24 protein-coding genes and 1 pseudogene are annotated in these 23,511 nt (G+C 67.7%); 10 read left to right on the forward strand and 15 right to left on the reverse strand.

Features of this window, described 5'->3' with window-relative positions:
* Positions 1–35: 35 nt before the first annotated feature.
* Both WFQ67_RS14735 and WFQ67_RS14740 read right to left on the reverse strand, forming a co-directional pair.
* The gene (locus WFQ67_RS14735) at positions 36–1,019 is read right to left on the reverse strand and encodes an NAD-dependent epimerase/dehydratase family protein (protein ID WP_337057317.1); all 984 of its coding nucleotides are present in this window, start codon (positions 1,017–1,019) and stop codon (positions 36–38) included.
* An 82-nt stretch (positions 1,020–1,101) separates the two neighbouring features.
* On the reverse strand, positions 1,102–1,917 hold the full coding sequence (locus tag WFQ67_RS14740; RefSeq protein WP_213626237.1) for a M48 family metallopeptidase: 816 nt from the start codon (positions 1,915–1,917) through the stop codon (positions 1,102–1,104).
* A 1,250-nt stretch (positions 1,918–3,167) separates the two neighbouring features.
* Here WFQ67_RS14740 and WFQ67_RS30390 point away from each other — a divergent pair.
* Both WFQ67_RS30390 and WFQ67_RS30395 read left to right on the forward strand, forming a co-directional pair.
* Positions 3,168–3,368 (forward strand): annotated as a pseudogene (locus tag WFQ67_RS30390) (HAMP domain-containing protein); the annotation flags it as partial.
* A 15-nt stretch (positions 3,369–3,383) separates the two neighbouring features.
* Positions 3,384–4,226 (forward strand): methyl-accepting chemotaxis protein, encoded by an 843-nt coding sequence (locus WFQ67_RS30395; protein ID WP_371877108.1) that lies wholly within the window; start codon positions 3,384–3,386, stop codon positions 4,224–4,226.
* Between the two features lie 233 nt (positions 4,227–4,459).
* On the opposite strand, the gene WFQ67_RS14750 is transcribed toward WFQ67_RS30395, so the two are convergent.
* The 3 genes from WFQ67_RS14750 to WFQ67_RS14760 are packed head-to-tail and all read right to left on the reverse strand — an operon-like array spanning position 4,460 to position 5,539.
* Positions 4,460–5,074: an SOS response-associated peptidase gene (locus WFQ67_RS14750; protein WP_213626239.1), complete on the reverse strand. Its 615-nt coding sequence runs from the start codon at positions 5,072–5,074 to the stop codon at positions 4,460–4,462.
* Between the two features lie 22 nt (positions 5,075–5,096).
* Entirely contained in the window at positions 5,097–5,357 is a 261-nt protein-coding gene (locus tag WFQ67_RS14755; protein ID WP_213626240.1) for a putative signal transducing protein, read from the reverse strand.
* On the reverse strand, positions 5,357–5,539 hold the full coding sequence (locus WFQ67_RS14760; RefSeq protein WP_184487390.1) for a CPXCG motif-containing cysteine-rich protein: 183 nt from the start codon (positions 5,537–5,539) through the stop codon (positions 5,357–5,359). Before WFQ67_RS14760 ends, WFQ67_RS14755 begins: the two co-directional genes overlap by 1 nt.
* A 104-nt stretch (positions 5,540–5,643) precedes the next feature.
* Between WFQ67_RS14760 and WFQ67_RS14765 the strand changes: the two genes are divergently transcribed.
* Complete coding sequence (locus WFQ67_RS14765) at positions 5,644–6,807, forward strand: 1-acyl-sn-glycerol-3-phosphate acyltransferase (protein WP_337057320.1); 1,164 nt, start codon at positions 5,644–5,646, stop codon at positions 6,805–6,807.
* A gap of 75 nt (positions 6,808–6,882) precedes the next feature.
* Here the strand turns inward: WFQ67_RS14765 and WFQ67_RS14770 are convergent, their stop codons facing one another.
* Positions 6,883–7,170 carry a hypothetical protein gene (locus WFQ67_RS14770; RefSeq protein WP_173172593.1) on the reverse strand — a complete coding sequence of 96 codons (288 nt, stop codon included), beginning with the start codon at positions 7,168–7,170 and terminating at the stop codon, positions 6,883–6,885.
* A 179-nt stretch (positions 7,171–7,349) separates the two neighbouring features.
* Entirely contained in the window at positions 7,350–7,934 is a 585-nt protein-coding gene (locus tag WFQ67_RS14775; protein ID WP_021222263.1) for a YajG family lipoprotein, read from the reverse strand.
* 170 nt (positions 7,935–8,104) lie between these two features.
* Between WFQ67_RS14775 and WFQ67_RS14780 the strand changes: the two genes are divergently transcribed.
* Positions 8,105–8,341: a hypothetical protein gene (locus WFQ67_RS14780; protein WP_337057322.1), complete on the forward strand. Its 237-nt coding sequence runs from the start codon at positions 8,105–8,107 to the stop codon at positions 8,339–8,341.
* 341 nt (positions 8,342–8,682) lie between these two features.
* Entirely contained in the window at positions 8,683–10,206 is a 1,524-nt protein-coding gene (gene mqo / locus WFQ67_RS14785; protein ID WP_213626243.1) for a malate dehydrogenase (quinone), read from the forward strand.
* A 140-nt stretch (positions 10,207–10,346) separates the two neighbouring features.
* Here mqo and WFQ67_RS14790 read toward each other — a convergent pair whose 3' ends face one another.
* The 3 genes from WFQ67_RS14790 to WFQ67_RS14800 form a co-directional block, all read right to left on the reverse strand.
* On the reverse strand, positions 10,347–11,654 hold the full coding sequence (locus tag WFQ67_RS14790; protein WP_337057323.1) for a WD40 repeat domain-containing protein: 1,308 nt from the start codon (positions 11,652–11,654) through the stop codon (positions 10,347–10,349).
* 100 nt (positions 11,655–11,754) lie between these two features.
* Positions 11,755–12,042 (reverse strand): PA4642 family protein, encoded by a 288-nt coding sequence (locus tag WFQ67_RS14795; protein WP_111260964.1) that lies wholly within the window; start codon positions 12,040–12,042, stop codon positions 11,755–11,757.
* 63 nt (positions 12,043–12,105) lie between these two features.
* Entirely contained in the window at positions 12,106–12,627 is a 522-nt protein-coding gene (locus WFQ67_RS14800; RefSeq protein WP_213626245.1) for a hypothetical protein, read from the reverse strand.
* 129 nt (positions 12,628–12,756) lie between these two features.
* Between WFQ67_RS14800 and dauA the strand changes: the two genes are divergently transcribed.
* Positions 12,757–14,481 carry a C4-dicarboxylic acid transporter DauA gene (gene dauA / locus WFQ67_RS14805; RefSeq protein ID WP_213626246.1) on the forward strand — a complete coding sequence of 575 codons (1,725 nt, stop codon included), beginning with the start codon at positions 12,757–12,759 and terminating at the stop codon, positions 14,479–14,481.
* Here dauA and WFQ67_RS14810 read toward each other — a convergent pair.
* Positions 14,469–14,939 carry a WbuC family cupin fold metalloprotein gene (locus tag WFQ67_RS14810; RefSeq protein ID WP_213626247.1) on the reverse strand — a complete coding sequence of 157 codons (471 nt, stop codon included), beginning with the start codon at positions 14,937–14,939 and terminating at the stop codon, positions 14,469–14,471. The two genes, dauA and WFQ67_RS14810, sit on opposite strands and share 13 nt — an antisense overlap.
* Before the next feature lie 4 nt (positions 14,940–14,943).
* The gene (locus WFQ67_RS14815) at positions 14,944–15,501 is read right to left on the reverse strand and encodes a hypoxanthine-guanine phosphoribosyltransferase (RefSeq protein WP_213626248.1); all 558 of its coding nucleotides are present in this window, start codon (positions 15,499–15,501) and stop codon (positions 14,944–14,946) included.
* A 268-nt stretch (positions 15,502–15,769) separates the two neighbouring features.
* Between WFQ67_RS14815 and upp the strand changes: the two genes are divergently transcribed.
* On the forward strand, positions 15,770–16,408 hold the full coding sequence (upp, locus tag WFQ67_RS14820; protein WP_213626249.1) for a uracil phosphoribosyltransferase: 639 nt from the start codon (positions 15,770–15,772) through the stop codon (positions 16,406–16,408).
* Between the two features lie 3 nt (positions 16,409–16,411).
* Positions 16,412–17,689, forward strand: coding sequence for a uracil-xanthine permease family protein (locus WFQ67_RS14825; RefSeq protein ID WP_337057327.1), 1,278 nt, complete (start codon positions 16,412–16,414; stop codon positions 17,687–17,689).
* Between the two features lie 53 nt (positions 17,690–17,742).
* Here WFQ67_RS14825 and WFQ67_RS14830 read toward each other — a convergent pair whose 3' ends face one another.
* The 3 genes from WFQ67_RS14830 to WFQ67_RS14840 form a co-directional block, all read right to left on the reverse strand.
* Positions 17,743–19,101 carry a spinster family MFS transporter gene (locus WFQ67_RS14830; protein WP_213626251.1) on the reverse strand — a complete coding sequence of 453 codons (1,359 nt, stop codon included), beginning with the start codon at positions 19,099–19,101 and terminating at the stop codon, positions 17,743–17,745.
* A 125-nt stretch (positions 19,102–19,226) separates the two neighbouring features.
* The gene (gene hemH / locus WFQ67_RS14835; RefSeq protein WP_337057328.1) at positions 19,227–20,252 is read right to left on the reverse strand and encodes a ferrochelatase; all 1,026 of its coding nucleotides are present in this window, start codon (positions 20,250–20,252) and stop codon (positions 19,227–19,229) included.
* Positions 20,249–21,160, reverse strand: a complete 912-nt coding sequence (locus WFQ67_RS14840) for a TIGR01777 family oxidoreductase (protein WP_337057329.1) — start codon at positions 21,158–21,160, stop codon at positions 20,249–20,251. Before WFQ67_RS14840 ends, hemH begins: the two co-directional genes overlap by 4 nt.
* Before the next feature lie 200 nt (positions 21,161–21,360).
* Between WFQ67_RS14840 and WFQ67_RS14845 the strand changes: the two genes are divergently transcribed.
* Both WFQ67_RS14845 and WFQ67_RS14850 read left to right on the forward strand, forming a co-directional pair.
* Positions 21,361–22,350 (forward strand): NAD(P)/FAD-dependent oxidoreductase, encoded by a 990-nt coding sequence (locus tag WFQ67_RS14845; RefSeq protein WP_213626254.1) that lies wholly within the window; start codon positions 21,361–21,363, stop codon positions 22,348–22,350.
* A gap of 194 nt (positions 22,351–22,544) precedes the next feature.
* Entirely contained in the window at positions 22,545–23,510 is a 966-nt protein-coding gene (locus WFQ67_RS14850; protein WP_337057330.1) for a YbgA family protein, read from the forward strand.
* Position 23,511 lies beyond the last annotated feature (1 nt).

A 23,511-nucleotide genomic window follows, 5' to 3' on the forward strand; every position in this document is an offset into this window, starting at 1 on the left:
TTCCCCCGTAGCCCGGGGCGCTCCGCCCGACACGCTCAGAGATACCCGTTCTCACCGAACCAGCGAATGGTCCGGCGCAGGGTATCGTCCAGCGCCACCTCGGCCCTGAAGCCCAGCTCCGCCTCGGCCTTGGAGCCATCGAGGAACTGCCCGCCGGCCATGACGGCGATGCTGGCCGGGTCGATTTTCGCAACCTCGCCACTCATGCGCTGACGCAGGCGCAGCAGGGCCGCCATGCCCCGTGCGACCGCCAACGGCATGGGCGTGGGTGCCGGCACTTCCAGCAGGCGTGCGATGTGCGCAGTCAGCTCGGCCATCTCGATGTCGTGGCCGGTGATCAGGTAGCGCTCGCCGGCCCTTCCCTTCTCCAGGGCCAGCAACAGTCCGCGCCCCGCCTCGGCGGCATCGACGACATTGCGCCGCCCCACCACGTAGCGGCTCATGGCGCCGCTGGCGATGGCGGTGACGATGCGCCCCGGGCCGGGGCCGGCGTCGAACTCGCCCAGCGCCATGCCGGGGATGCCGATCACCACCGGCAACCCGGCGCGGGCCTGCTCGCGGGCCTGTCGGTCCAGGGCCCACTGGCTCAGCAGGTAGGGGTTCTTCCAGCGCGGCATCTCGTCGTAGAACAACCCTTCGTGGCCCGGCGCACCATCGGGATTGCGCGGCAGCACGACCGAGGCACCGACGAGCAGGATGCGCGGCACATGGGCCGCGAGGCAGGCGGCATAGAAGTGGTTGGTTTCCTCGAGCGCGCCGGCCACGACGTCCTGCCAGCGTCGAGGCCGGGCGGGGGCATCCTGGCGGCAGAAGACCACGCCATCCACATCGGCCAGGGCCCGGGTGAGCTGTGGATGGTCGAGGGGCTCGGCCGAACGAAGCTGGGGGTGGAGATAACCCAGGCGCTCGATGCGCGACGCGGGGCGATGGATCAGCACCAGCTCGTGGCCCGCCGCGCGGATGGCGCGGGCCGTGTGGTGGCCCAGCAGGCCGGTGGCGCCAAGGACTGCGATCTTCACGGGAAACCCTCGATCCAAAGCACGCCGCCTGCATCATGCAGGCGGCGAGCAGTCTAGGACGGCCTTTGCGGGCCCGCCAGCGTCACTTGCCCCGGGCTTGCTGGTAGAACGGCATGACCTTGGGAATGGCCGCCTGGAGGGAAGCGATACGCGAGCTGGAGGACGGGTGGGTGCTCATGAACTCCGGCGGTGCGCCTTCGCTGGCCTTGCTCATCTTCTGCCACAGGCTGATGGCGGCGTTGGGGTTGTAGCCGGCGCGGGCGGACAGTTCCAGGCCGATCAGGTCCGCCTCGTTCTCGTTGGCGCGGCTGTTGGGCAGGGTCATCAGGTACTCGACGCCCTGGTTGGCCACCTGCAGGCTCTGGTCGCCGGCGCCGAGCAAGGAACCGAGCTGGGTCGCCATCTGCACGCCATAGGCCTTGGACATCGCCTCGCGGCCGTGCTCGCGCAGGGCGTGGGCGATCTCGTGGCCCATCACCGCCGCCAGTTCGTCGTCGGTGAGCTTGAGCTGATCGATCAGGCCGCTGTAGACGATGATCTTGCCGCCCGGGCCGCAGTTGGCGTTGAGCTCTTCGCTGTCGATCACGTTGGCTTCCCAGGCCCAGCTGCCGGCATCGGGACGGAACACCGTGGTCTGGGCGATCAGCCGCTTGGCGATGGCCGAGACGCGCTTGGCGTCCGCGCTGTTCTTGTCCAGCACGCCCTGCTGCGAGGCCTCGGAAAGGGTCTGCTGGTAGGACTGCGCGTACATCTGGTTGACCTGCTGCTCGGACAGCATGCTGAACATGTACTGCTTGCGCTCGACGCCGACCGCACCGCCGCTGGTGGTGTTGACCGCCTGGCATCCCGCCAGCAGCAGGGGCAGTGCAAGGCTGCCGATGATGTGAGACTTCGCCACTGTGACTCTCCTTTGAAAACTGCGCCGTACTCTATGCCTGCGCCACGACCCGGAGCAACCGCATCCCTTGCCATCCAGCGACTTGCGTTCTTTTCTTGTGAAGCAGGCTCATGCTTCGGCGACTGTCGGCCGATATGCCATGGACACAGGCTGTACCTGAGACTCCGGGAGTTCCCATGAAATTCAGATCGATCCAGTTTTCGGTCGCGACGCTGGCCGGTGCCAGCGTGCTCGCCGTGGTTGTGGCCCTCGTGCTCTATGCGCTGTTCGCCGGTGCACGGACCCAGGAGCTGGTACAGACACGCACCCAGGCACTGCTGGAGCAGATCATCAGCGAGCGCCTGCTGAGCCTGGCCGCCTCCCAGGTCGCGGACATCCAGCGCGAGCTGGCCTACCCGATGACCGTGGCCAGCAGCCTGGCGCAGACCAACGCCCTGGCCGGCGAGACCGACGAGAGCGGTGCCGTGGCGATGGACAACAGCCGCCCGGAAATGATCAACCTGCTGCACCACATCCTCGCCAACAACCCCAAGCTGCTGGACGCCTATATCGGCTGGGAACCCAACGCCTTCGGCGAGGACGCCAACTTCCTCGGGCAGACCGGGCACAACGCTGCCGGGCGCTTCATCCCGTGGTGGTACCGCGACGCCAGCGGCAAGCTGGTGATGGACGTGCTGGGCGAGACCCTGGAAAGCGTCAAGCCGCTGCCCACCGGCGTGCGTGAAGGCGAGTACTACCTATGCCCGCGGGATACCAAGCGCCCCTGCGTGATCGACCCGGCACCCTACGACATGGGCGGCAAGATGGTGATGCTGGCCTCCTTCAACGCGCCGATCATGGTCAAGGGCCAGTTCCGCGGCATCGCCGGCGCCGACCTCTCCCTCGACTTCATCCAGCAACTGCTCACCAGCGCCAACCAGAAGCTCTACGGTGGCGTCGGCGAGATGGCCCTGCTCTCCAGCAACAAGCGCCTGGTGGCCTATACGGCCGATGCCAGCAAGAACGGCGAGCCGGCCGACCGCGTGCTGGGCAGTGCGGTGGCGGAAAATCTCAGATCCCTGCAGGGCGACCAGCCGGTATACCGGATCGACCGTGACAGCGGCCGCATCCTCCTGTTGTCGCCGTTCAAGGTGGCGGGCACCGATGCCACCTGGTTCCTCAGCCTGAACATGCCGCTGGAAACCGTGATGGCCGACCTGCACAAGCTGGAGCAGGACCTGTCCGCCCAGCGTGACGAGGACATCTTCGGCATGACCCTGGTCGGCCTGCTGATCGCCGCCCTCGGCCTGGTGGTGATCTGGTTCGTCGGCTTCGGCATCGCCAGCCCGCTGCGGCAGATGGTGGCCATGCTCGACGACATCGCCCAGGGCGAAGGCGACCTCACCCGCCGCCTGCACTCCGATCGCGCAGACGAACTGGGCTCGATCGCCAGCGGCTTCAACACCTTCCTGGCCAAGCTGCAGTCGATGATCAGCCAGGTAGTGAGCTCGGTGCAGAAGGTCAGCGACTCCTCGGAACACACCGCCGACATCGCCATCCGCACCAACCAGGGCGTGCAGAAGCAACTGGCGGAGATCGAACTGGTGGCCACGGCCGTCCACGAGATGACCGCCACTGCACAGGACGTGGCGCGCAACGCCACCCTCGCCGCCGAGGCCGCCAGCCATGCCGACCAGGCCGCCAACCATGGCAAGCGCATCGTGCAGAGCACCACCGAGGCCATCACCGCCCTGGCCGGCGAGATCAGCCGCGCCGTGGGCGTGGTGCAGAACCTGGCCAAGGACAGCGAGAACATCAACGCCATCCTGGTCGCCATCAGGGGCATCGCCGAGCAGACCAACCTGCTGGCGCTCAATGCCGCGATCGAGGCCGCCCGCGCCGGCGAGCAGGGCCGCGGCTTCGCCGTGGTGGCAGACGAGGTGCGCAACCTGGCGCAGAAGACCCAGCAGGCCACCGAAGAGATCCAGACCATGATCCAGCAGCTGCAGCAGGGCACGCGGGACGTGGTCAAGGTGATGCAGGACAGCCAGGACAAGACCGACACCAGCGTGCAGTCCGCCAGCGAGGCGGCCCATGCGCTGGAATCCATCACCCAGGCGGTGTCGGTGATCAACGACATGAACACCCAGATCGCCAGCGCCGCCGAGGAACAGAGCGCGGTGGCCGAGGACATCAACCGCAACGTCACCAACATCGGCCAGGTGGCCAACGAAGTGGCCGGCGGCGCCGACGAGGCCTCCCAGGCCAGCGCCGAGCTGACCAAGCTGGCCGAGCAGCAGCGCCGGTTGATCAATCAGTTCAGGGTGTAGCGCTTCAAGCCGTGCATGGGGCGGGTTCATTCGCGAATGAATTCGCTCCCACCGGCTCTTCCCCGCCACCACGCCTGTAGGGGCGACTTCAGTCGCCAAGGGCAACGCAGTTGCCCCCTTCCATTCACCTGTCCCGCATGACTCCGATGAGCAGCCCTGCGGGCTGCCGGGCGAATGAATTCGCCCCTACCAGGCACGCCCTGTAGCCCGGGCTTCAGCCCGGGAAGATCCGATCACGCGGGCGTCAGGCACTCCGGCCCATCCAGCTTGGGGTCGTTGACCAGGGTGGCCAGCGCCCGTTCACGCAGGGGTGGCGAGGCAGCGGTGAGCATCGCGCGCAAGTCGTCGGGGGCCGTGTCGGCGGCCAGCCAGGCCTGCTGGCCGGCCTCGTCCAGCACCAGCGGCCGGCGCAGGTCGGCGGCGGGGCGGGTGATCATCGCCAGGCTGAGGTACTCGGCATCGCCCACCGGAAAGGGCTCCCAGAGCGCGGCGAAATGCACCAGCGAGGTCTCGCCGCTGACCCAGTAAGGCCGCTTGCGCACGCCACGCCATTCATAGAAGCCGTTGGCAGGGATCAGGCAGCGGCGCTGGCGGAAGGCATCGCGGAACATCGGCTGCTCGACCAGGGTTTCGGCGCGGGCGTGGGCGGGGGTCTTCGAAAGATCGGTGAGCCAGGCCGGGGTCAGGCCCCAGCGAGCCAGGTCCAGGCGGCGCTCGCCCGCCTGCTCGCGCAGCATCAGCACCCGTGCGCCGGGCGCCAGGTTCCAGTGCGGCTGCTGCTCGACGGGAAAGCCGGGCAGCGCGGCGAAAGCGGGCGACCAGCGAAACAGGGCGAAGCGTCCGGACATGGGGCGAGGGGCTCGGGCAGGTTCAGCACAGCAGGGTGCCGGGGTAGCTGTCGGGCTCGTCGCCCGGCACGGGTTGCGCGGCATTGTACGCGGCGATCAGCAGCCGTGCCCGGTCGGCGTCCTCGTCCTCCACCAGCAGGCCCAGCAGCCCCATCAGCGGCAGCTCGCCGATACCGCCCAGCAGGTGCCCGCCCGCCAGGTGGGCCTCGACGCCCTCGCTGGCGAGCATGCCCAGGAGCAGTTGCGCCTCGATCAGATCACCCGGCTCGTAGATGCGCTGCATCAGTCGTCCTCCCGGCGCACGTCCAGGCTCCAGTCCTCGCCATCGGTGGCCAGCGCGAAGACGATGGGCCGGCAGCACACCGGGCAATCCTCGATGTACTGCTGGTCGCCCGCGGAAAGGTCGAGGACCGCTTCCACCGGTTCGCCGCAATAGGGGCATTCATAGGCCTGGGTTTCCAGCATGCGAAACTCCCGTGTGACTTGGCTGTATAATCGCCGGTCTATTTCAGGCCCCGTGATTCGGGGCTCCACCCTTATCTCCAGCCGCAGCACAACAAGAGAACACGATGGGCGAATTCGAAGCCATCCGACCCTATGACGATGCCGAGGTGGCCGAGGTGCTCGCGCGCCTGTCCGCCGACCCGGCCTTTCTCGGCGCCCTCACCCGTTTTCGTTTCCCCCGCCTGGCAGGCCCGCTCGGCTGGCTGCTCAAGCCTGTTATAGCTCATCGCCTGCGCCGCGAGTTCCGTGGCATCGCCTCGGTCACCGCCCTGCAGGACAAGATCGAACCCTATGTCGACCGCACCATCGAGCGCGCCACCGACGGCGTGACCTACTCGGGCGTGGACAAGCTCACGCCCGGCAGCCCCTACCTGTTCGTCGCCAACCACCGCGACATCGTCATGGACCCGGCTTTCGTCAACTACGCCGTGTACCACGCCGGGGTGCCCACGCCGCGCATCGCCATCGGTGACAACCTGCTGCAGAAGCCCTTCGTCAGCGACCTCATGCGCCTGAACAAGAGCTTCATCGTGCACCGCAACCTGGCGGGCCGGCGTGAGAAGCTGGCGGCCTTCCAGCTGCTGTCCGCCTACATCAACCATTCGATCCGCGTGGACGGCCAGTCGATCTGGATCGCCCAGGCCGAGGGCCGCGCGAAGGACGGCGACGACCGCACCGATTCGGCGATCCTCAAGATGTTCCACATGAGCCGCAAGGATGAGCCCTTCGCTTCGGTGATCCACGACCTGCACGTGGTGCCGGTATCGATCAGCTACGAATACGACCCCTGCGACCTGGCCAAGGCTCGCGAGCTCTACATCCGCGCCACCACCGGCAGCTACGAGAAGGCGCCGGGCGAGGACGACACCAGCATCGCCCTGGGCATCACCGGCTACAAGGGCCGGGTACACATCGCCTTCAACGACGAGATCCGCGAGGAAATCGGCGACGCCAAGCTGCTGGCCGCGGAAATGGATCGCCGCATCCTCGGTGGCTACCGCCTGTTCCCCGTGCACTACCTCGCCTACGCCCTGTGGAGCGAGCGCGACCCGGCGCTGGCGGTGCCGAAACTGGAAAGCCTGTTCGGTGCCGAGGAGATCGTCCGCGCCCGCGCCCAATGGCAGAAGCGCCTCGATGCCTGCCCCGAGGAACAGCGCCCCTGGCTGGTGCTGCAGTACGCGACGCCCGTGCGCAACCAGTACCGCATCAAGGCCGGCCTGCCGCTCTGATCGTTCCGCGCAATGCAAAACGGCGACCCCAGGGTCGCCGTTTTCATGTGCATCGGGGCGCTGCCCGCGATGGCCTCAAAGCTGGGTGCTGGCCCAGGAAACGCCCAACGCCACCGCCAGGCTGAAATAGCCGAAGGCATAGAAGAAGCGGTTGAGCCGCAGGGTGGACTCGTCCGGCATCAGCGCCGGCTGCGCCACGCCCTCCAGTTCGCTGTCGGCGGCCAGGCGGCCGGCGACACGCTGTTCGCGCAGGCGGGTGGCGACCAGCAGCCAGGCGCCGACCAGGGCGAAGAACAGCGCCAGGGCGTTGACCACCTGGTGGGGATGGGCGAGGTAGGCAGACCAGAGGTCCTGCAGGGACATCTTCAACTCCGAGCAGGCACGGCCTGCGAGGTGGAAATGCGGCCGCGCGGGGAGCGGGCCATCCGGATTCGGCGGCGAGTCTACCCGAGCCCCCCGCCTCCCTGCTGCGTTTCCGACGAATCGCGCGGGCAAGAAAAAGCCCGGCGCGAGGGCCGGGCTCCTTCACAGCGGGTAGCGCCTCACTGCGCCAGCATCTGCCCGATGGTCGGGTCCTTGAAGGCGCGGGTCAGGGCATCGCTGAGCACGCCGGAAACCAGCTTGGTGTTGGTTTCCTGGTTCGGCGCGGTGCCGAACTGCTGGGCCAGCGACGCGCTGTAGCGGCCGCTGTAGCGACGGCTGGCGTTCTGCACGTCGACGCGGAAGGTGGCGCTGATGTCGGCCTTGGTCACGTAGACGCCTTCCTTGGGCGACTGGTACTTCAGGTCGGCCAGGGTCAGGGTCAGCTGCGGGGCATTGAAGGCATTGGGCGAAGGCGTGAAGCCCAGCAGGCGCACGGCGGCCTCGGCCTCGGTCTGCAGGCGCGGCAGGATGTCCTGGCCCTGGACGGTGATGTTGCTGGTGTCCGCATAGAGGCCACCACGGGTGCCGAGCACCGGGGAAGAGCGGCCATCGGCGACGCGAACCACTACCGGCTGGCCTTGGCCGACGGGGGTCAGCGGGCCGGTGAGCTTGGGTTGCGGGCTGAGTTGTTGCGGGCTGAGGGCACAGCCGACCAGGGTCAGGCTGAGGCCGGCCAGCAGGCCGAGCAACGCGCGATTCAGCATGCTTGTTTCTCCAGGTTGGACGCGGAAGGCCGGGAGTATAACCAGCCGGCACGCCTACTGACAGAGCGCTGGCAGTGGCCTGGATTGAGACCGCCGGTAAGCTCGCGCAGTTCCTGTAACGCCCCTGTCACGCGGGGGTGGGATAAAGCGGCGTACCCAAGGAGAAAGCCATGATGATGTTGCTCTGGTCCCTGTTCGCCCCCCGCGCCAAGATCCGCTGCTTCGCCCTGCTCGACGACAAGGGCGCCTGCCGTGGCTTCCACCAGAGCACCGAAGCCCCCGCCCGTGGCAACTGGGTCGAGGTCCGCGAGCCGCGCCTGTCCTGGATCGGCCAGCCCCTTCCGACCGCCGCCCCGCTCAAGCGGGTCGTCCGGCAGGCACGCGGAGCGCGAGCGTTGGCGGCCTGACCGATGGATGAATAAAAGTCACGTACAAACGCTCATTTCCCCCGATTTCTTCGCTACAATCGCCCCCCGATTATAAGGTCGTCTCCTGATCGGGCCTCGCAACACCGGCCGATGCACTCGCTCGGCACCCGCACAGCCCCACAGAGAGTCGTCCACTTTCGCGCTGCCATTGCTGGCCTGCCGCACCTTCCGCCCGAAGTGCAATTCTTTTGCATGGACGCAGCGCAACTCAGCGCTGATGGAAGCGGCCTGCCCCCGGTAGGCGATTCTTTTGAGGTTCACGTCTCCAAAAGAGCGTGAGATGACGGTTTTTCACTACTTCACGAGAGAGTGGCGAGCAAATGGCGCAAGACGATTACCAAGCAGTGGACGTGTTGCTGGTCGGGGCCGGCATCATGAGCGCCACACTGGCGGTCCTGCTGAAGGAACTCGATCCGGGCATCAAGCTGGAAATCGCGGAGCTCCGCGAATCCGGTGCCATCGAGAGCTCCAACCCCTGGAACAACGCGGGTACCGGCCACGCCGGCCTGTGCGAGCTGAACTACACCCCCCAGGCCGCCGATGGCTCCATCGACATCAAGAAAGCGGTCCTGATCAACACCCAGTTCGAAGTCTCCAAGCAGTTCTGGTCCTACCTGAGCGGCAAGCCAGGCTTCGGTTCGCCGCGTGACTTCATCAACTCCGTGCCGCACCTGTCCTTCGTGCGCGGCAAGGACATCCCCTTCCTCAAGACGCGCTTCGAGGCCATCACCAAGCACCACGCCTTCGCCCACATGGAGTACTCGGAAGACCGAGCCACCCTGGCCGAATGGATGCCGCTGATGATGCCCGGCCGCCCTGCGGACGAAGCGGTCGCCGCCACCCGTGCGGCCAATGGCACCGACGTCAACTTCGGCGCCCTGACCAACCAGCTGCTGCAGTACCTCGCCACCCAGGCCGATACCCGCGTCAGCTACTTCCAGAAGGTCACCGACCTCAAGCGCACCGACGAGGGCTGGAAGGTCAGCATCAAGAACACCCAGAGCGGCGCCAGCCGTGAAGTCTCCGCGCGCTTCGTATTCCTCGGCGCCGGCGGCGGCGCGCTGCCGCTGCTGCAATTGTCAGGCATCCCGGAAGGCAAGGGCTTCGGCGGCTTCCCGGTGAGCGGCCAGTGGCTGCGCTGCGACAACCCCGAAGTGGTCAAGCACCACCAGGCCAAGGTCTACAGCCAGGCCGAAGTGGGTGCCCCGCCGATGTCCGTGCCGCACCTGGACACCCGCGTGGTCGACGGCAAGAAGTCCCTGCTGTTTGGGCCCTACGCCGGCTTCACCACCAAGTTCCTCAAGCACGGCTCCTTCCTCGACCTGCCGCTGTCGGTCCGCCCGAGCAACCTCGGCCCGATGCTGGCCGTGGCGCGCGACAACATGGACCTGACCCGCTACCTGATCAAGGAAGTGATGCAGTCCCAGGAACAGCGCCTCGATGCCCTGCGCAAGTTCTACCCGGAGCTCGATCCGGCCGACTGGCGCCTGGAAGTGGCCGGCCAGCGCGTGCAGATCATCAAGAAGGACGCCAAGAAAGGCGGCATCCTGCAGTTCGGCACCGAGCTGGTGGCCGCCGAGGACGGCAGCATCGCCGCCCTGCTCGGCGCATCGCCGGGTGCCTCGGTGACTGTCTCGATCATGCTCAACCTGATCGAACGCTGCTTCGCCGAGCAGGCCCGCTCGGCCGAGTGGAGCGCCAAGCTGAAGGAAATCTTCCCCGCCCGCGAGAAGGAACTGGAAGCCGACGCCGAGCTCTACCACCGCGTCAGCCAGGAGTCGGACGCCCGCCTGGGCATCGCGACCGCCAAGCCGGCCGAAGCCAGCGCCGCCACCGCGGGCTAAGCTTCAGCGCCATGAAAGAACCGCCCCTCGGGGCGGTTTTTTCGTTCCGGGCCGGACCTCCAGGCCGGGTGGGAGCGGTTTCAACCGCGAAGGTCCGGGCATGGGCCTGATCGCGAATGAATTCGCCCCCACAACGCCACTCACCAGGCCAGCGGTGTTTCCTCGCCCTTCCAGAACAGCCAGCGCCGGCGTTCGCGGTGCTCACCGGTGCCGATCTGCCATTCGGGGCGGCCGGCGTCTAGGTCGATGATGGCGATGATCCCGGCGTAGCTGGAGGCCACCAGGGTGCGGCCATCGACGGAGAGGTCGATGGCGCAGAGGGTCGAGCCGAGGAAGTGCTGCCAGACGGGGTTACCCGCCGCGTCGACGCAGCGCAGGTAGCCGTAGGCATCGCCGAGGATGAAGCGATCGCCCCACGAGGCGCCGGCGTAGACCCGTGCGCCCGCCTCCACCAGCGTCACCCCGTCCACCTCCTCGTAGTGGTCCGAATCCAGTCCGGGCGCGCGGGCCAGGTCCACGGCGATGGTGCCGCCGTTGTAGAAATGACAGGCGTTGAAGGCGACGCTGCGGCCATCGCCGCTGAACAGCGCGAAGTGCGGGTACTCGCCATGGGGGCCGATGGCCGCGACCGGCTGCAGGTCGGCATCGAACAGGTGGTGACGCCCGTCCTGGGCGCCCACCGCGATCCACCGGCCATCCGCCGACACCGCGCCGTGCTCCATGCTCAGCCCCGTGGAATAGGGCGGGTCGTAGTCGGTAGCCTCGGCGTATTCCCGGAGCGATGCGTTGTCCGGGTACAGGCGGCGCGCGCCTTCCGGTTCCAGCACGAAGATGCCGGAGCCGCTCACCAGCAGCACCCGGCGGCCGTCCGGGAAGGGCTGCAGTCGCGTGGGGCGCGGCGTCTCGGCAAAGGCTTCCAGCTCCACGCCCTCGGGCGCGTCCTCATCGCCTCGCGGCCAGGGGCATCGCAGCACCACCGGGCCGTCCCAGCCGTCACGCACTTCCACACCCGCCTCCCGCGCCAGCGCGTAGAAACGGCGGTTGGGGCAGGCACCGAAGAAGGCCAGGCCCGTTACATCCTCGACCCGATCACCGACGATGCGCACCACCCGCCCCGGCTCCCAAATGGCGCCGATGCGCGCGACGATGGAGCCATCATCGAGCAGCGCCAGCAGGGGGATCGCCTGGCCCTTCTCGTCGAGCACCTCGTGCAGCGGCGCATGGGCCGGCGGCCAGGTCGCCTGCAGCCCGTCCAGGCGGCCGCTGCGGTTGGCCTCGCGCAGCGCCTCCAGCAGCGCCGGGACCAGCTTCTCGCGCCCGGCGGAGCTGGGCTCATCACCCGCGTTGTCCCAGCCTTCGCGCAGGCCCTTCTCGACATAGGCATTGATCGCGCGAGCATAGGCGATGGTCTGCCGCTGCCAGCGTTGCGATGCGTCTTCCTTGCTCATGTGCACCTCCTCGTGCGTGCGCTGGGTCACTGTTTTCGCCAGGCCCAGAAAAGCAGAAACCCGCTCGAAGGCGGGTTCCTGTGGATGGGTTCTTGCCGGATCAGCCCCGGGCGGCCTGGACCGCCTCGATGTAGGGCTCGGCCAGGCGCTGGTCCTTGATCAGGGCGATGAAGTCGTTGCCCTGGGCGTCCTTGGCCGCGAGGTCGTAGCCGGCCTCGAGGAAGAACTGCAGGAAACGTTCGAAGTCGTCGATGCGCAGGCCGCGGTAGGCCTTGACCAGCTTGTGCAGGGACGGCGGCGTGTCGTCGGCCGGCTCCACCTCGAGGAACAGCTTGATCGAGTCCTCGGTGATTTCTTCGCCGATCACCTGCTTCTTGTCTTTGCGCATCGCTCACTACTCTCTGGCCGGAACACACGGGGCCCGAAGTTTACCCCCGCAGGCCGACGCGGCTCAACGCAGGCGTACGGGCCCCTGGTGGAGATCGGCCCAGACATGGCCATTGGGGTAGGCGGCGAACTGGCAGAACACCGCACCGTTGCGCAGCAGGTCGAGCACCGCGCGGTACTGGGACTGTGGATAGTGCAGCGTCAGCTTGCGGAAGGCCTCGTCGTAGGTCGCCTTCTTCAGGCTCTTGCCGTCGACCTCGAAATAGATTTGCACGTCGACCGCCTCCGAGCCCTTGCCGACCGTCTTGCCTACGGGCGTGGCGCGCAGCTGGATCAGCATCGGCGTGGTGATCGGGATCGGCTGCTGGTTGGACTGGCGCTGGTTGCCCAGGGTGACGCGGTAGCTGGCCACCTTCAGCAGCAGCACCTGTTCGGGCTGCTCCTGGCGCAGGCCCTGCTCGTCCGGTGGCAGGAACTCGGCGTGCAATTGCGTGGCGGCGCCCTTGGGGGCCTCGCCCAGGGCGGCGGCCAGGGGCAGGTTGGCGGCGAGCAGGAGGACGGCGGCGAAACGGCTACGGCGAGGCATCGGCAACTCCCGGTACGAACGAGCGCAGCACTCTAGCACGGGCTCCCGGCCCGTAGTCATTGGACTCAGGTCAAGGTGCCTGGCGCCGTGCAGCCCTTATACTCGGTGCCTTCCGCCGAGGAGCCCGCCATGTCATTGCCCCTGCCGCCCTTGTTCGCCGCCCTGCGCCAGAGCCTGCGCAGCGGTTATTCCTGGAGATCCCTGCGCAACGACCTCGGCGCCGGGCTGACGGTGGGCATAGTCGCCATCCCGCTGGCCATGGCCCTGGCCATCGCCGTTGGGGTCGCCCCGCAGCACGGCCTCTACACGGTGCTGGTGGCCGCCCCGCTGATCGCCCTCACCGGCGGCTCGCGCTTCAACGTCTCCGGCCCCACCGCCGCCTTCGTGGTCATCCTCCTGCCGATCACCCAGCAGTTCGGCCTCGGCGGCCTGCTGCTGTGCACCATGATGGCCGGGACGATCCTCATCGCCATGGGCCTGGCGCGCTTCGGCCGGTTGATCCAGTTCATCCCCTACCCGGTGACCCTGGGCTTCACCGCCGGCATCGGCATCGTCATCGCCACCCTGCAGGTCAAGGACCTGCTGGGCCTGCAGCTGGCGCACCCGCCGCAGAACTACGTCGAGCAGATCGGCCTGCTGGCCCGGGCGCTGCCCGGTGCGCACCTGGGCGATGCGCTGGTGGCCCTGGCCTGCCTCGGCGTCCTGCTGCTGTGGCCGCGCCTGGTACCCAAGGTGCCGGGGCACCTGGTAGCCCTGGCGGTCGGCGCCCTGCTGGGCCTCGCCCTCGAACGCATGGGCCTGCCGGTGGCCACCCTGGGCGAACGCTTCACCTACGAACTGGACGGCGTGGTGCACCCGGGCATCCCGCCGTTGCTGCCGAGCTTCGCCTGGCCCTGGCAACTGCCGGGGGCCAGCGGCGCGCCGCTGGTGCTGTCCTTCGAACTGGTGCGCCAGCTGCTCGCGCCGGCCTTCGCCATCGCCATGCTCGGCGCCATCGAATCGCTGCTCTGCGCCGTGGTTTCCGACGGCATGGCCGGCACCCGCCACGACCCCAACGCCGAGCTGCTGGGCCAGGGCCTGGGCAACCTGGTCGCCCCGCTGTTCGGAGGCATCACCGCCACCGCCGCCATCGCCCGCAGCGCCGCCAACGTGCGCGCTGGTGCCGTCTCGCCCATCGCGTCGGTGATCCACGCCGGCGTGGTGCTGCTGGCGATGCTCCTGCTCGCGCCGCTGTTCAGCTACCTGCCGATGGCCGCCCTGGCGGCGTTGCTGCTGATGGTGGCGTGGAACATGAGCGAGGCACGCCACGTCGCCCACACGCTGCGCATCGCACCGCGCAACGACGTACTGGTGCTGCTCACCTGCCTGGTGCTGACGGTGCTGTTCGACATGGTGCTGGCGGTGGGCGTCGGCCTGCTGCTGGCCGCTGGGCTGTTCATCAAGCGCATGAGCGACCTGACCGATGCCCTGCCGCTGCCGCCGCGCTTCCACCAGGCGCTGGACGGCCTGCCGGAACAGGTGATGCCCTACGTGATCCGCGGCCCGCTGTTCTTCGGCGTGGCAGAGAAGGCATTGAGCGTGCTGCGCCGGCTCAATCCGCAGGTGAAGGTGGTGATCGTCGAGATCAGCGCGGTGCCGCTGCTGGACATGACCGCCCTGGCGGCCATCGAGAACCTGTTGGCCGACTACCACAGGCAGGGGATCGGCCTGGTCCTGGTGGGCACCACCTCGCGGGTGCGGCTGAAGCTGCGCCGCGCCGGTATCCTCCGCGAGGAAGGGCGCCTGGCCTATGTGCGCGACCTGGAGCAGGCGCGCGCCAAGGCCCTGCGCTGGCTGGAGCCTCAGTCGAACTGAGCGCGCATCCAGGCCAGGTAGTCGGGGGCGGCGGGCTCGCCTTCGCGTGGCGCCCAGGGCGCGAACTCAGCCTCGACGAGCGCGCGATAGGGGCCGGCCTTGCATTCGAAGAGCAGGCTGTCGGCCTCCAGCACCACCAGGGCGTGGAACTGCCCGGGCGGGAGATCGACACCGACGCATTCGCCGCCGGCGACCAGTTCACGGGTCGCCTCCAGGGCGCCGTCGTCGGCGAACAGCAGCAGGCCCAGGCGGCCCTTGAGTACCAGCAAGGTCTCGGCCTTGTCGGCAGAAAGATGGCGATGGGGCGCGATATAGGTGCCGGGCTGCAGCCCCACAGCCATTCGGTGGCAGGGCTCCTCCATCGCGTGGAAGTTGTGGTGCAGCCGCTGGCGCGGGCTGGCCGCGGCCCCTGCGGCCAGTTCGGTGAACAGAGACTGGTCGAGGAAGCGCGCGGCCACGGGCTCAGAGTCCCTTGACGGCGAAGATGCCGGCGGCGTTGCGCCAGTAGCCCTTGTAGTCCATGCCGTAGCCGAAGATGTAGCGGTCCACGCAGGGCAGGCCCACGTAGTCGGCCTTAAGGTCCGGGCGGGCCTTGCGGTCGTGGGTCTTGTCGATCAGCACGGCGGTGTGCACGTGGGCGGCGCCGGCGTGCTTGCAGAAGTCGATGATGGCGGCGAGGGTGTGCCCTTCGTCGAGGATGTCGTCGATGATCAGCACGTCGCGGTCGATGAAGGAGATCTCCGGCTTGGCCTTCCAGAACAGCTCGCCGCCGCTGGTTTCGTTGCGGTAGCGAGTGGCGTGCAGGTAGGACAGCTCCAGCGGGAAGTTCAGCTTCGGCAGCAGCTTGCCGGCGAAGATCAGGCCGCCGTTCATCACGCAGAAGACCACGGGGTTGCGCTCGGCCAGCTCGCCATTGATGGCGCCGGCGATCTGGTCGATGGCGGTTTCGACCTGGGCATCGGTGTACAGGCAGTCGGCTTCGGCCATTACCTGGCGGATGTGGGCGAGATCTGCGGGCATGGCTTTTCCTCTGTTTTTGAGCGGCGTTGGCCCTGGCTTCCCGCGGGAAGTTGATCGGGGCGTCAAGATAAAAGTCGGCAAAGGTACTCATCCGCCTGTCCGGGAGCAAGTCCCGCCGGACGAGTGTCGAGGATAGTTTGTCGCAGCCCCGCAGGCCTCGTCACGCAACGCCCTGAAGGTCGCGCGACCGGCCAGTCAGTCACGACATGGCACGGGCAATGCTTTAATCTAACGCAATTTTTTTGCCAGCCCGCCGGAGTAACACCCCATGCCTATCCGAGAGATCCGCCACCCGCTGATCCGCCACAAAATCGGCCTGATGCGCCGCGCCGACATCAGCACGAAGAACTTCCGCGAACTGGCCCAGGAAGTGGGCGCCCTGCTCACCTATGAAGCGACCAACGACCTGCCCCTGGAAAACTACGAGATCCAGGGCTGGGCGGGCCCGGTGCAGGTCGAGAAGATCGCCGGCAAGAAAATCACCGTGGTGCCCATCCTGCGTGCCGGCATCGGCATGCTCGACGGCGTGCTCAGCCTGATTCCCGGCGCCAAGGTCAGCGCGGTGGGCGTGGCCCGCAACGAGGAGACGCTCGAGGCGCACACCTACCTTGAGAAGCTGGCCCCCGAGATCGACGAGCGCCTGGCGCTGATCATCGACCCGATGCTGGCCACCGGCGGTTCCCTGGTCGCCACCATCGATCTGCTCAAGCGCGCCGGCTGCAAGGAAATCCGCGCCATGGTGCTGGTGGCGGCACCCGAAGGCATCAAGGTGGTCAACGACGCCCACCCCGACGTGATGATCTTCACCGCCTCGATCGACGAGAAGCTCAACGAACACGGCTACATCATCCCGGGCCTGGGCGATGCCGGTGACAAGATCTTCGGCACCAAGCAGAAGGACACCTGATCCATGAGCGACGACTACAACGATCCGCTCTGGCGCCAGGTGCTGTCCGGCGCGCAGATGCTCTTCGTGGCCTTCGGCGCCCTGGTGCTGATGCCGCTGATCACCGGCCTGGACCCGAATGTGGCGCTGTTCACCGCCGGTGTCGGCACCCTGCTGTTCCAGCTGGTGACCGGGCGCCAGGTGCCGGTGTTCCTGGCGTCGAGCTTCGCCTTCATCACCCCCATCATCCTCGCCAAGGGCCAGTTCGGCCTGGCGGCGACCATGGGCGGCGTGGTGGCGGCGGGCTTCGTCTACATCTTCCTGGGCCTCGCGGTGAAGATCAAAGGCACCGGCTTCATCGACCGCCTGCTGCCCCCGGTGGTGATCGGCCCGGTGATCATCTCCATCGGCCTGGCCATGGCCCCCATCGCCGCCAACATGGCCATGGGCAAGGCCGGTGACGGCACCGAGCTGATCCCCTACGCCACCGCCATGTGGATCTCCATGCCCGCCCTGCTGACCACCCTGGTGGTGGCAGTGTTCGGCAAGGGCATCTTCCGCCTGGTGCCGATCATCTCCGGCGTACTGGTGGGCTTCGCCCTGTCGTTCTGGTTCGGCGTGGTCGACACCGCCCGGATCGTCGCCGCCCCCTGGCTGGAACTGCCGGCCTTCACCGCCCCCGAGTTCAACTGGCAGGCCATCCTGTTCATCGTCCCCGTGGCCCTGGCTCCGGCCATCGAGCACATCGGCGGCGTGATCGCAGTGGGCAGCGTCACCGGCAAGAACTACCTGAAGACCCCGGGCCTGCACCGCACCCTCTTGGGCGACGGCCTGGCCACCTCGGCCGCCGGCCTGTTCGGCGGCCCGCCCAACACCACCTACGCCGAAGTCACGGGCGCGGTGATGCTGACCAAGAACTACAACCCGAAGATCATGACCTGGGCGGCGGTGTTCGCCATCGGCCTGGCCTTCATCGGCAAGTTCGGCGCCATCCTGCAGAGCATCCCGGTACCGGTGATGGGCGGCATCCTCTGCCTGCTGTTCGGCTCCATCGCCGCCGTGGGCATGAACACCATGATCCGCCACAAGGTCGACCTGGCCGAGGCGCGCAACCTGGTGATCGTCTCGGTGACCCTGGTGTTCGGCATCGGCGGCGTGCTGATCGGCACCGGCACTGGCCCGGACGACTTCGGTCTGAAGGGCATCGCCCTGTGCGCCATCGTCGCCATCGCCCTCAACCTGATCCTTCCCGGCCACGATGCCTGGAAGCACAAGGCGGCGGACGACGCGCCGGACATCTAGAGTCCTGCCCCAATGAAAAGCCCCGCGATCGCGGGGCTTTTTGTTGGAGCCGATCAGGCATCCACCAGCTTGGCGCCCGTCACCGGGCTCGGCGCCGCCCAGAGCTTCAGGCGCTCGACGCTCTCGCGGTAAGGCTTGAGGCCCATCCACAGCAGCACCACCGAACTGAACACCGCCAGCGAGGTGACGATCAGCAGCGAATAGCGCAGGGCCTTGTCGTCGGCGAACACGTAGTCGGTGACCAGCGCCACGGCGGTGGGGCCGAGGCCCAGGCCGATCAGGGTGATGACGAACAGGTAGATGGCCGAGGCCTGGCCGCGCATGGAGTTGGGCATGATTTCCTGGATCGCCGCCGGCGCCACGCCAAAGGGCATGCTGAGGAAGAACACGGTCGGCGCCATCAGCACGGTCACCCAGTTGGCGTTGTCCAGCAACGGGAACACCAGCACCAGCGGCAGCGCGCCGAGAGCGGCGATGAGCCCGACCCGCATATTGGCGTCGCAGCGCCCGCGCTTGGCCATGCGGTCCGCCAGGCGACCGCCGAAGACGATGCCGAGGCAACCGAACACCGCGACGATGCTGCCGTAGACCACGCCCACATGGCCGGCATCCCAGCCGTAGGTGCGGATGAAGAAGGTGGGGATCCACGCCGCGCTGCCGTAGCCGGCGAAGGCCAGCCCGGCGAAGCCGAAGTTGTGGCAGAGCACGGTGCGGCGGTTGGCGCGGATGTAGCGCCCCACTTCCGCGAAGGGCACCGCGACACCGGCCCCGACGCCGCGCCGGGCCGGCTCGCGCACCGCCAGCATGAGCAGGGTGAAGAGCACGCCGGCACCGCCGAGGATGAGGAAGATCAGCTGCCAGGGGCGCACGTCGCCCAGCAGCGGCAGGTGCACGTCGCCCTGGGCCGAGGCGAACTTGATCACCAGCCCGCCCAGCAGGAAGGCCAGTCCGGAGCCGAGGTAGACGCCCATGGAATAGACGCTGATGGCGGTGGCGCGACGCTCCTGGGGGAAGCTGTCGGCGATCAGCGAATAGGCCGCCGGCGACAGCGCCGCCTCGCCCACGCCCACGCCGATGCGGCAGACGAGGAACTGCCAGTACAGCTTGGCCATGCCGCAGGCGGCGGTGGCGGCGCTCCAGAACAGCACGCCGATGGCGATCAGCCCGCGGCGGCTGCGGGTATCGGCCAGGCGCCCGAGGGGGATGCCGCAGACGGTGTAGAACAGCGCGAAGGACAGGCCCATCAACAGGCTCATCTGCGTGTCGCTGATGACCAGGTCGCGGCGGATGGGCTCCACCAGCAGGTTGAGGATCTGCCGGTCGATGAATGACAGCACGTAGGCCACCATCAGGATGGCGACGGTGGTCCAGGCTCGCAGGCCCGAGGGATAGCCATTGTTGTTGTTCTGCATGGGCTCTCCTCGGCGCCGCCGGTGCGGCGCACGACGGTGGAAGGAGCGCCCAGCTTAGGTGCAGACGAGCTGGGGCAGCGGCCTTATAGGCCAGGCGAATGCCCGGGCTGTCCCCGGGCTGATGCTCAGAGCAGGCGCTGGGCCTTGCCGGAAAGGCTGGCCAGGGCCTGGGCCCATTGCGGGTGGTCGTTCATGCAGGGCACCAGCACCAGGTCCTCGCCGCCAGCGGCGATGAACTGCTCGCGCCCGCGATCGCCGATCTCCTCCAGGGTCTCGATGCAGTCGGCGACGAAGGCCGGGCACATCACCAGCAGTTTCTTCACCCCTTGGGCCGCCAGTTCGTCGAGGCGGGTTTCGGTGTAGGGCTCGATCCACTTGGCGCGCCCCAGGCGCGACTGGAAGGACACCGACCACTGCCCCGGCTGCAACCCCAGGCGCGCGGCGAAGCCTTCGCTGGTGCGGTAGCACTGGGCGCGGTAGCAGCGGGCGAGCACCTGGCCCTCGGCACGCTGGCAGCAATCCGCGCCCTTCAGGCAGTGGCTGCCACTGGTGTCGGCCTTGTGCAGGTGACGCTCGGGCAGCCCGTGGTAGCTCATCAAGAGGTGATCGAAGCCCTGCTCCAGGTGCGGGCGAGCGCTGGCCGCCAGGGCATCGAGGTACTCGGGCTGGTCGTAGAAGGGGTCGAGCACCTGCACCTGGAGCTTGAGGCCATGGGCGGCGATGACCCGGCGCGTCTCCTGTTCGACGGTGGTGGTGGTGCTGTCGGCGAACTGCGGGTAAAGCGGTGCCAGCGTCACGCGCCTGACACCCTGGCGCACGAGTTCCTGCAGGGTGTTCTCGATGGAGGGCTCGCCGTAGCGCATCGCCAGGGCCACCGGCCCGTGGGGCCAGAACGGCCGGGTTGCCTCTTGCAGGCGGCGGCTGAGGGCAACCAGCGGCGAGCCTTCGGGCCACCAGATGGAGGCGTAGGCATGGGCCGACTGCGCCGGGCGCTTGATCAGGATCAGCGAGACCAGCAGGCGGCGCAGCGGCCAGGGCAGGTCGATGACGTAGGGATCCATGAGGAACTGGTTGAGGTAGCGACGCACGTCCTCCACCGAGGTGGACGATGGCGAACCCAGGTTGGCGAGCAGCAGCGCGTGATCAGTCATGCAACGTCCTTAGGCCTCAGCACATCGGCGAGCGCCGTATCCAGATCGGTAAAACGAAAGGTGAATCCCGCCTCCAGCAAACGCGTCGGCAAGGCGCGCTGGCCACCCAGCAGGAGGATCGACATCTCCCCCAGCAACAGGCGCAGGGCGAAAGCCGGGGCCGGCAAAAAGGCCGGCCGACCGAGCGCGCGGCCCAGGCTGCGGGTGAAGTCACGATTACGCGCGGGGTGCGGAGCGCACGCATTATAGGGACCGCTGGCCCCCTCCTGATGCAAAAGAAAATCCATCGCGGCGATTTGATCCTGCAGGTGGATCCACGGCATCCACTGGCGACCGCTGCCCAGGCGCCCGCCCAGGCCGAGGCGGAAGGCCCGGAGCATGTCCCGCAGGAAGCCATCGTGCTCGGCGAGCACCAGGCCGGTGCGCAGCAGCACCACACGGATGCCCAATGCCTCGGCACGTTGCGCGGTTTCCTCCCAGGCGATGCACAGGGCGCTGGCGAAATCGCCGTTGCCGGGAGCCGAATCCTCGCGCACCTCGCGCTCGCCGGCATCGCCATACCAGCCCACCGCCGAGCCGGACAACAGCAGCGCCGGGCGTTGCTTGCGGGTCTCGAGCCAGGCCAGCAGGCGCTCGGTGAAGGCGACCCGGCTGTCGAGGATCTTCGCCTTGCGGGCGCGGGTCCAGAGCCCTCCGGCCACCGGCTCGCCGGCCATGTTGACCAGGGCGTCCAACGGGCCGTCGCCATAGTCATGGACACTGCCGATGGCCCGCACCGCGGGCCCGCAGAGCCCGGCCACCCGCTGCGGCGTGCGGCTGAGCACGGTGACCTGGTGGCCCTGCCCGCTCCACAGCCGGCAGAGCTCGCGACCGATCAGGCCAGTACCGCCGGTCAGCAATATGTGCATGGCATCCTCCTCGCATGGTGCTAAGTGGAGATATCGCCCTAGTCTGAATCAAGACAGGGCACGGGTTGAGTCCGCCATGGTCACACCTTTATGAGCGGCACTCGAATTGGAACCGATAGCCCTGTACAACGCAACAAAAGTGTATAGGTTTATCGAACACCTGATCAGCAGTCGCCACAGCACAAGGTAAAGAGGTAACCATGAGCACTCCCATCGCCATCATCGGAACCGGCCTCGCGGGCCTTTCCGCCGCCCAGGCGCTGCATGCCGCCGGGCACGCCGTGCAGCTCTTCGACAAGAGCCGCGGCAGTGGCGGTCGTATGGCTAGCAAGCGCAGCGACGCCGGTTCGCTCGACCTCGGCGCGCAGTATTTCACCGCCCGCGACCGCCGCTTCACCGAAGTCGTCCAGCAATGGCGCGACCGCGGCTGGGTCGCCGAATGGACGCCCACCCTGTACAACTTCCGCAACGGCGGCCTGACGCCCTCGCCGGACGAGCAGGTGCGCTGGGTCGGCACGCCGCGCATGAGCGCCATCACCCGCGCCCTGCTCGGCGCCTTGCCGGTCAACTTCGCCTGCCGCATCACCGAGGTCTTCCGTGGCGAGCAGCACTGGGGCCTGCAGGATGCCGAGGGGCAGAGCCACGGGCCCTTCAGCCACGTCATCATCGCCACTCCCGCGCCCCAGGCCACGGCCCTGCTGGCAGCGGCCCCCAAGCTCGCCGGCGCCGCCGCCAGCGTCGCCATGGAGCCCACCTGGGCCGTCGCGCTGGCCTTCGAGCGACCGCTGGATACCCCGGTTGAAGGCTGCTTCGTCCAGGACAGCCCGCTGGACTGGCTGGCCCGCAACCGCACCAAGCCCGGCCGCGAGACCACTCTCGACACCTGGGTGCTGCACGCCAGCAGCACGTGGAGCAAGCAGCACCTGGACCTGCCCAAGGAGGCGGTGATCGAGGAGCTGCATGGCGCGTTCGCCGAACTCATCGGCTGCGCAGTGCCGGCCCCCGTGTTCAGCCTGGCCCACCGCTGGCTCTATGCACGGCCGGCCCAGGGCCACGAATGGGGCGCACTGGCCGATGCCGACCTGGGCCTCTATGCCTGTGGCGACTGGTGCAGTTCCGGCCGTGTCGAAGGTGCCTGGCTGAGCGGGCAGGAAGCGGCCCGGCGCCTGATCGAACATCTCGGTAGGTAGCAGCACGCGCCAGGCCGACCGCCTGCGGAGCCTGGCGCACATCCCCCTTCCCAGCCCCTCCCCCGGCCATAGCTGGCTCCGATCCCTCACAAAAAACCTGTACAAGACATTTGACTTGTACAACCACATGCCTAAGATGGAATTACCTGTACAGAAATATCGTTTTGTACAAGAAAAAATCCGAGGCCATTCTCATGTCACAGGACGCCCCTGCACACCCCAAGCCCAGGCTCGGTATCAGCGCCTGCCTGCTCGGCGAGCCGGTGCGCTTCAATGGCGGCCATAAGGAGTCCCGCCTGTGCAGCCGCACCCTGGCCCGCTATTTCGACTTCGTGCCGGTCTGCCCGGAGGTCGCCATCGGCCTGGGCACCCCGCGCGAGGCCATTCGTCTGGTGGGCGATCCGACGATGCCGCGCGCCGTCAACCGCGACGGCTCCCGTGACCTGAGCGAGCCGCTGACCGCCTACGGTGAACGCATGGCCGGGGAACTGGACGACCTGTGCGGCTACATCTTCATGCAGAAGTCCCCCTCCTGCGGGCTGCACCGCGTGAAGGTGTACCAGGCCAATGGCATCCCCGCCGAGGAAGGCGGGCGCGGCCTGTTCACCGATGCGTTCTGCAAGCGCCACCCGGAGCTGCCGGTGGAAGAGGAAGGCCGCCTCTGCGACCCGGTGCTGCGGGAGAACTTCCTCACTCGCGTATTCGCCTGCGCGCGCTGGCGGGCACTCTGCGCCAGCGGCCTGACCCGTCGCGGCATCCTCGAATTCCATGCCCGCTACAAGTACCAGCTGATGGCCCACGACCCGCAGCAGTACCGCGCCCTCGGCCGCCTGCTGGGCGATATCGGCAAGCACGCGCCGGAGGAATTCGGCCCGCCCTACTTCCGCCAGCTCATGGCTGCCCTGGCCCGCTGCGCCACCCGGGGCACCCACAGCAACGTGCTGCAGCACATCAGCGGCTACCTGAAGGGCAGCCTGGGCCGGGACGAGAAGGCCGAGATGCAGCGCCTGATTGAGCAGTACCGCAACGGCATCGTGCCGCTGGTGGTGCCGCTGACCCTGCTCAAGCATCACTTCGCCCGCCATCCGGATCCCTACATCGCGCAGCAGGCCTACCTGCAGCCGCACCCCGAAGACCTCAGCCTGCGCAACGCCATCTAGC

Source organism: Pseudomonas sp. USHLN015 (assembly GCF_037153275.1).
Lineage (GTDB): Bacteria > Pseudomonadota > Gammaproteobacteria > Pseudomonadales > Pseudomonadaceae > Metapseudomonas > Metapseudomonas tohonis.